Source organism: Butyrivibrio sp. INlla14, assembly GCF_900102515.1.
GTDB lineage: Bacteria > Bacillota > Clostridia > Lachnospirales > Lachnospiraceae > Butyrivibrio.
This window is the reverse complement of the sequence record NZ_FMVS01000011.1, coordinates 142,829-149,979: the sequence shown is the minus strand read 5'-3', so window position 1 is coordinate 149,979 and position 7,151 is coordinate 142,829. Positions and strand designations below refer to the sequence as shown.

The window sequence follows — 7,151 nt, the reverse complement described above, 5'->3', positions numbered from 1 at the left end:
TCTGAGAGGAGCTGTCCTTAGTACGAGAGGACCGGGATGGACGGACCGCTGGTGTATCAGCTGCATCGCCAGATGCATAAGGCTGGGTAGCCACGTCCGGAAGGGATAAACGCTGAAGGCATCTAAGCGTGAAGCCCCCCTCAAGATGAGATATCCCTGGCTAGTCCAGTAAGACCCCTTAGAGAGTATGAGGTTAGATAGGCACAAGGTGTAAGCACGGTAACGTGTTCAGCTGATGTGTACTAATAGGTCGAGGGCTTATCCAAGAAGGTTAGGAACGATTGAAGAAGGATTTAGATTATCAGTGTTCGGTTTTGAAGGTACAAATTTAAACGAAAAAAGAAAAATATAAAATTGATATAAATGAATTCTTAAAAGACGGTCAAATGGCCGTCTTTTTTGATTTTTTGTATTTATTTTATTTAATCTATGCTATACTAAATGAGGATATTCAATTAATTTTCAATCGGTTTTATGTTAGTTTTTGTAAGTTAACATCCTTTTTTTTATTTCATTTAACGAGGTGAGAGAATGGAATCAAAGATCCTGCTTGAAAGTGGTAACAATGAATTAGAAGTCCTTGAATTTAGAATTGATGACCATTGCTATGGTATCAATGTAGCTAAGATTAAAGAGATTATTGTGTATCAGGAAGTTACTCCTGTACCAAATGCACATCCTAGTATTGAAGGTATTTTTATGCCTCGTGATACTATGATAACAGCAATTGATCTTAGAAATTGCCTTCAGCGTGGAGCTTCAAAAGCGGGTGGGCTTTTCATTATTACAAACTTTAATAAGCTGGACATAGCTTTTCATGTTGATTCAGTTGTAGGAATTCATAGAGTTTCATGGGCTGATATCATTAAACCTAATGCGACTATTTCAAAAGCTGAAGAGAGTATCTCAACTGGTATCATTAAGTTTGAGAATCAGCTTATAATTATTCTTGACTTTGAGAAGATTGTGTCTGATATCAATCCTAACACTGGTCTTAATATGGATGCTCTTGGAGATATTGGATCAAGACCTAGAAACGAGGTACCTATTGTTCTTGCAGAGGACTCACAGCTTCTTAATAAGCTTATAGTAGATTCTCTTAACAAGGCGGGATATAATAATGTAAGACACTTTGAAAATGGTAAGCTTGCATACGATTACATTAAGGCTTGCAGAGATAGAAACGAGCTTGATAAGATCAAGTGTATTATAACGGATATTGAGATGCCTATTATGGATGGCCATAGATTGACAAAACTCGTTAAGAGTGATGATGCTACCAAGGACATTCCGCTTATTATTTTCTCTTCTCTTGTAAACGAGGAAATGAGGAGAAAAGGTGAATCCTTAGGCGCTGATAGACAGCTTTCCAAACCTGAAATCGGAAATCTCGTTGCTGTAATTGATGAACTTGTTAATGCCGGCGGCTAATACTGATTGACGTTCGCTCCCTTTGTTGACTCAGTTTACATAAATGTGTCTAACTGTTTCAATGAAGGGAGTTATTTTTATTTTTAATGAACGAATGGAGTATTGTGCTATATGGAACAAAGCCTATTGGAGAGGATCAAAGCCTCTGATCTATGTATAATTGGAATTGGCAGCGAATGGAACTGGGTTAAAAAGGGGATAAAATCGGACAGAAGATATTGTCAGATTTTAGAGTATTGTAAGGATGAGGGTAATCAATGGCTTCTACCAATCGTAGAATATGAATACGCATATTATAATTCAAATAAGAAAATAGAAGACGCCTACAGGGGACTTTGCAAGATGCTTGGAGATAAAAAATATTTCCTTGTTAGTGACATTGTTTTTCAGGATGCTCTTCTTTATGGTTTTGACCCGGAAAAGTGCGTCTATCCTTGCGGAAATCTGATGTACCTTCAGACTTCAAGCGATAAGGATGAACTTATCAGTGCGCAGTCTGTACCTGATTTTATGGAACTTGTTGAGAGAATTCATGGAATCATAACAGATTTAGATGGAAATATTGGAGAGGATAGCTCTTTTTCCAGACCTTTTTACAAAGGAAAAGAACTATATCTTAACCAAAAGAGAACGGAATATAGTAAAATAGTATATAATGAAAGTGCATATATTAATAAATGGAACGAGTATATGACTTACCTTTCAAGAACCCTTAATTCCAATTTGCTGATTTTGGAGTTGGGAGTTGGTCTTGAGTATCCTACAGTTGTTAGATGGCCATTTGAAAAAATAACTTTTATCAATAAAAAGGCTCATCTGATAAGAGTACATGAAAAACTATATCATCATACTCCGGAGATTGAAGGTAAGACAGATTCTATTCCAATGAATTCAGTTGATTATTGCCTGCAGGAGAGTAAAGGACTATGAGCTCTGACGATGAGAGATATCTCGACAGTCTTCTAAATTCCGCACAATCAAATAAGAACCCTGGATCTGCTCTTAGCAGAATGTCATCAAAAGCTAAGGGCGAAGGAAATTCCCTTGCTTCTGAAACAGGATCAGGGGATCTTGGCGAGCTTGTAAGTAATTCCAATGGAAATGAAGATTTAGCTGAAATTGGAGATTTACTAAACAAGCTTGATAGTGATGAAATAATCGACGAAAAAATGGCAGACTTATTAGATAATATTGAGTCTCCAACAGATGATGGCATTCCGAATTTTACAGTTGGAAAAGATGTATCTACTCTGGATACAAGGGATCCGGAGGAAATAGCTTTAGATGAAGCTATTGCAGATGCTGAGAGAATGGAAGCAGAAATACAGAGCGGAAAATTTGACGACACATCAGCAAATCCTGATGAGAATACTCCCATCGTAGATATTAGTGAAGAAGATGATGCTCTTTCAGAAATGGCTCCGGAGGTTATACTTCCAGAGGATAATGCAATTGCTATGGAGAGTAGTAATACATCTGATGCAGACGAAACACCAGAGGAAATACTAACAGGTTTATTAGATGACATGCCTGGAGACGATTTATCTGCAGCTGCAGATGAGGCCCAGGGCGATAGTTTAAGTGATGTACTTGACAATATTCAGGATTTATCAGAGGGTGATTCTGATAGCCTTGATAATTTATCCCTCGAGGATATTGAGAAATCAATTGATGCTATAGGAACTGAAGAGCAGGTTCTTGATCAGATAGATGAGCCAATAGTAGAGCCGGCACAGGATGAAGCTACTGCACATCAAGAAACTTCAGAAGGTGAAATCGAGAATCTTGATGATCTCATGAAGGATATGGCAGACTTGGACTCACTGACAGAAGATCCATCTTTGGGCGCAGCAGATACTTCTGACTCTTCTTTGGAAGAAAAACAAGATGAAGATGGTCCTTCTGATAGCTCAGAAGAAAGCACAAGTGATGAAGTTTCATTAGAAGATATGGAACAGATGATGGACGATGTGCTTGAGGAAACAACTTCCGAGGATGGCACAGCAGATGAGCCTGCTTCCGAAATCGAATCATTAGAGGAAAGTTTAACAGATGAGATGCCATCAGAAGATGGAGCATCTGAAGTAGAATTGCCAGAGGAAACATCTTCAGACGAAATATCTTTAGAAACTACAGATGAAACTTCTAGTGAGGATTCATCTGATGGAAAAGAAACTACGCAAGATGCAGATAGTCTGGAAAGCTCAGAAAGTTCTGAGGATGAGTTTGATCTTGGAAATCTGGAAGCAAGCCTTGACGATCTTTTAGGAGAAGATGCAGATTCCGCCTCTTCTACAGAGGGAGAAGTTGCTGAACTAGCTGATTCATCAAATGAAGGTGCTGATCAGGGGGCAGAGGGAGAAGATGTCTCTATGCCTGATCTAGACGCCCTCATGAACAGCCTTGCAAGTGATGAAATCGAGGATCTGGAGAGTACTGCCAAGCAGGATGAAGAGGCTGGCGTTGCTCAGGATGAAGAAATTCCTAAGGAAGAAATTCTCGAAGCCCTTACAGAAGAAGGTTTTGATGATGGCGCAGAGGAACCATCACTTGATGATCTTGCTTCTATACCTGAGAAAGGCGTAAGTAAGGAAGAAGATTCGGAAGATGATAAAGGCGGTAAAGGCAAGAAGGAGAAAAAGGAAAAGAAGGGTTTGGCAGGATTTTTTGCAAAACTGTTCAAAACCTTAACTGAAGAGGAAAATGAGGGGCTTGCAAGTCTGACAGATGAAAATGCTACAGTACTTGAAGAACTTGCAGGGGAAGAAAAACCCAAGAAAGAAAAGAAAAAGAAAGAGAAAAAGCCTAAAAAGGAAAAACCTAAAAAAGAGCCTAAACCTAAGAAAGAAAAGCCGCCAAAACCTAAGAAGGAGAAAAAGTCTAAACCTCCAAAGGATCCAGAAGCTCCTGAGAAGGTTATGTCTCCAAAGAAAATTGCTATTTCAGGCATCTTTGCGGCTAGCATAGGTATTTTCTTCATGATTCCGGTTTTAGTACTTCCAGAGAGAATAGCAAATAATAAAGCTTCAAGTGCTTATACCCACAGGGAATATACTACTGCATATAAAATGCTTTATGGAAAAGAACTAACAGAAGATCAGTCAATTATTTATGAGCAATCAAGAGTTCTAGCATGGGCACAGCGGTATCTTTCAGGATATGAGAACTATGTGGCTATGAACATGAAAGAAGAAGCACTTGACATGCTTCTTATGGGAATGAGAAATAAGGAGGATCTGTTAGAAGAAGCTACCAAATTCAATGTTGAATTTGAAGTACAGGGCGTGTATTCTAATATAGAATCGTTGCTTTTGGAAAAATATGGATTGTCTGAAACAGATATTTCAGATATAAATTCCATAAAAAAGGAAAGAGACTACACCATAAGACTAATGGAAATTGTAGGAACTCTATAGAAGGCATCGATATCTATCTTGGGAGGCACAAGCTATATGGTTGCTATTATTGATTACGATGCTGGAAACATAAGGAGTGTAGAAAAAGCCTTTGATTATCTTGGGGCTGAGACAATCCTTACTAGAGACAACAGGGAAATCCTTAGAGCTGACCACGTGGTACTGCCTGGCGTTGGTTCTTTTGGTGACGCTATTAGGAAAATAGATGAGTATGGACTTAGATCCACGATTAAGCAGGTTGTGGATGAGAAGATTCCATTTATGGGAATATGCCTGGGCCAACAGCTTTTATTTGATTCAAGTGAAGAATCAGTAGGAGCTTGTGGCCTGGGCATTTTACGTGGGAAAATAGTAAGTATCCCTGATAGGGACGCTGATGGAAATAGTTACAAAATTCCTCAGATTGGCTGGAATAGCCTTAAGTTTCCAAGAGAAGGCAAATTATTTAAAGGTATTGATGAGGGGTCTTACGTTTATTTTGTTCATTCTTATTATCTTGATGCAGAGGATAAGAGTATTGTGACAGCTACATGTGAGTATTCGACTACTATTGAAGCTTCTGTAGAGTCCGGAAATGTGTTTGCCTGTCAGTTCCATCCTGAGAAAAGTGCAGAAGTTGGAATGCAGATACTAAAAAACTTCCTGAATATATGAGAATGGAGGCAAATAAATGTTAACAAAGCGCATAATACCCTGTCTTGATGTAAATAATGGAAGAGTAGTAAAGGGAGTTAAATTTGTAGATCTGGTAGATGCCGGAGATCCAGTTATGGTAGGAGAAGCCTATTCTAAAGCAGGCGCTGATGAACTTGTTTTTTTGGATATTACAGCATCCAACGAGAGAAGAGCTACAGTAGCGGATATGGTCCGAGAAGTGGCTAAAAAGGTATTTATCCCCTTTACAGTGGGGGGCGGCATCAGAACTGTAGATGATGTCAGGGCAATTCTCAGAGAGGGTGCTGATAAAGTTGCCATGAATTCTGCAGCAATTGACAGACCTGAGCTTATAGCTGAGGCTGCTGATAAGTTTGGAAGCCAGTGCGTTGTTCTTGCTATGGATGCCAAGAAAAGAGAAGATGGCAGCGGATGGAATATCTACAAGCATGGTGGCAGGATCGATATGGGAATTGACGCCATTGAGTGGGCTAAAAAGGCTGTTTCTCTGGGTGCTGGAGAAATTCTTTTAACCAGCATGGACTGTGATGGTACCAAGAAAGGGTACGACCTTGAACTTACAAGGAAGGTTTCAGATGCAGTTGGCGTTCCTGTAATAGCTTCAGGAGGCGCAGGGAATATGGAACATTTTTATGATGCTTTGACAGAAGGCGGAGCTGATGCAGCTCTAGCAGCATCTCTTTTCCATTTTAAAGAACTTGAAATTTGTGATCTAAAGAAATATCTAAAGGACAAAGGCCTTTCTATCAGGCTTTAATCTATGATTAGGATTAACTATATCTTTTAGCAGGCTAAAGCGGAAATAACCTGCAATAATTTATAAAGGTGGCATAAAGACATGGCAATGGTTTCTGGGGACTGGCTTCCAGCCCTTAATGAGGAGTTTCACAAGGAATATTACAAAAACTTATTTGAATTTGTTAAAAGAGAGTACAGTACTCATGTAGTGTATCCTCCATCTGACGATATATTTAATGCACTACACCTAACCCCTTTAAAAGACGTGAAGGTACTTATTTTGGGGCAGGATCCGTATCACGAGCCAGGACAGGCTCATGGCCTTTCTTTTTCTGTTCTTCCTGGTAAGGCAGATACACCTCCTTCACTTCAGAATATTTATAAAGAACTTAATGACGACCTTGGGTGTTTCGTGCCAAACAACGGTTATCTTAAAAAGTGGGCAGATCAGGGAGTTCTACTGCTTAACACAGTTTTGACTGTCAGAGCGCATCAGGCCAATTCTCATAAAGGAAAAGGCTGGGAGAATTTCACAGATGCCATAATAAGAGCTGTAAATGAGCAGGATAGACCAATTGTATATATGCTCTGGGGGAAACCTGCTCAGATGAAAAAGAGTATGCTTAATAACCCCAAGCATCTTATCCTTGAGGCACCACATCCTAGCCCATTATCGGCATATAGGGGATTTTTTGGTTGCAAGCATTTTAGTCAGTGCAATGAGTTTCTTCAAAAGAACGGAATTGCTCCAATTGACTGGCAGATAGAAAAAATATAAACCGCTTTTTTGTTAGGTTTATTAACATATATTTGTACTTGCATTGTTGCACGTTACTATGTTAAAGTGTATATTAAATTGTTTAAAATCTATATACACTGCAGGAGAAATAT

The 7,151-nt window shown here is 39.1% G+C and carries 6 protein-coding genes and 1 rRNA gene; all 7 read left to right on the top strand.

Annotation, left to right across the window (positions count from 1 at the left end; genetic code table 11):
- Positions 1–266: ribosomal RNA gene (locus BLO53_RS09220) — 23S ribosomal RNA — on the top strand; the annotation flags it as partial.
- Between the two features lie 265 nt (positions 267–531).
- Positions 532–1,431, top strand: coding sequence for a chemotaxis protein (locus BLO53_RS09215; protein WP_026489772.1), 900 nt, complete (start codon positions 532–534; stop codon positions 1,429–1,431).
- A gap of 111 nt (positions 1,432–1,542) precedes the next feature.
- Positions 1,543–2,361: a hypothetical protein gene (locus BLO53_RS09210; protein ID WP_026489773.1), complete on the top strand. Its 819-nt coding sequence runs from the start codon at positions 1,543–1,545 to the stop codon at positions 2,359–2,361.
- Positions 2,358–4,847, top strand: coding sequence for a hypothetical protein (locus BLO53_RS09205; RefSeq protein WP_092060787.1), 2,490 nt, complete (start codon positions 2,358–2,360; stop codon positions 4,845–4,847). The genes BLO53_RS09210 and BLO53_RS09205 overlap by 4 nt, the downstream gene beginning before the upstream one ends.
- Positions 4,848–4,883: 36 nt before the next feature.
- Positions 4,884–5,501, top strand: a complete 618-nt coding sequence (hisH, locus tag BLO53_RS09200) for an imidazole glycerol phosphate synthase subunit HisH (protein WP_092060785.1) — start codon at positions 4,884–4,886, stop codon at positions 5,499–5,501.
- 16 nt (positions 5,502–5,517) lie between these two features.
- On the top strand, positions 5,518–6,279 hold the full coding sequence (hisF, locus tag BLO53_RS09195; protein ID WP_092060783.1) for an imidazole glycerol phosphate synthase subunit HisF: 762 nt from the start codon (positions 5,518–5,520) through the stop codon (positions 6,277–6,279).
- A gap of 81 nt (positions 6,280–6,360) precedes the next feature.
- Positions 6,361–7,038, top strand: coding sequence for a uracil-DNA glycosylase (locus BLO53_RS09190; RefSeq protein WP_092060781.1), 678 nt, complete (start codon positions 6,361–6,363; stop codon positions 7,036–7,038).
- Positions 7,039–7,151 lie beyond the last annotated feature (113 nt).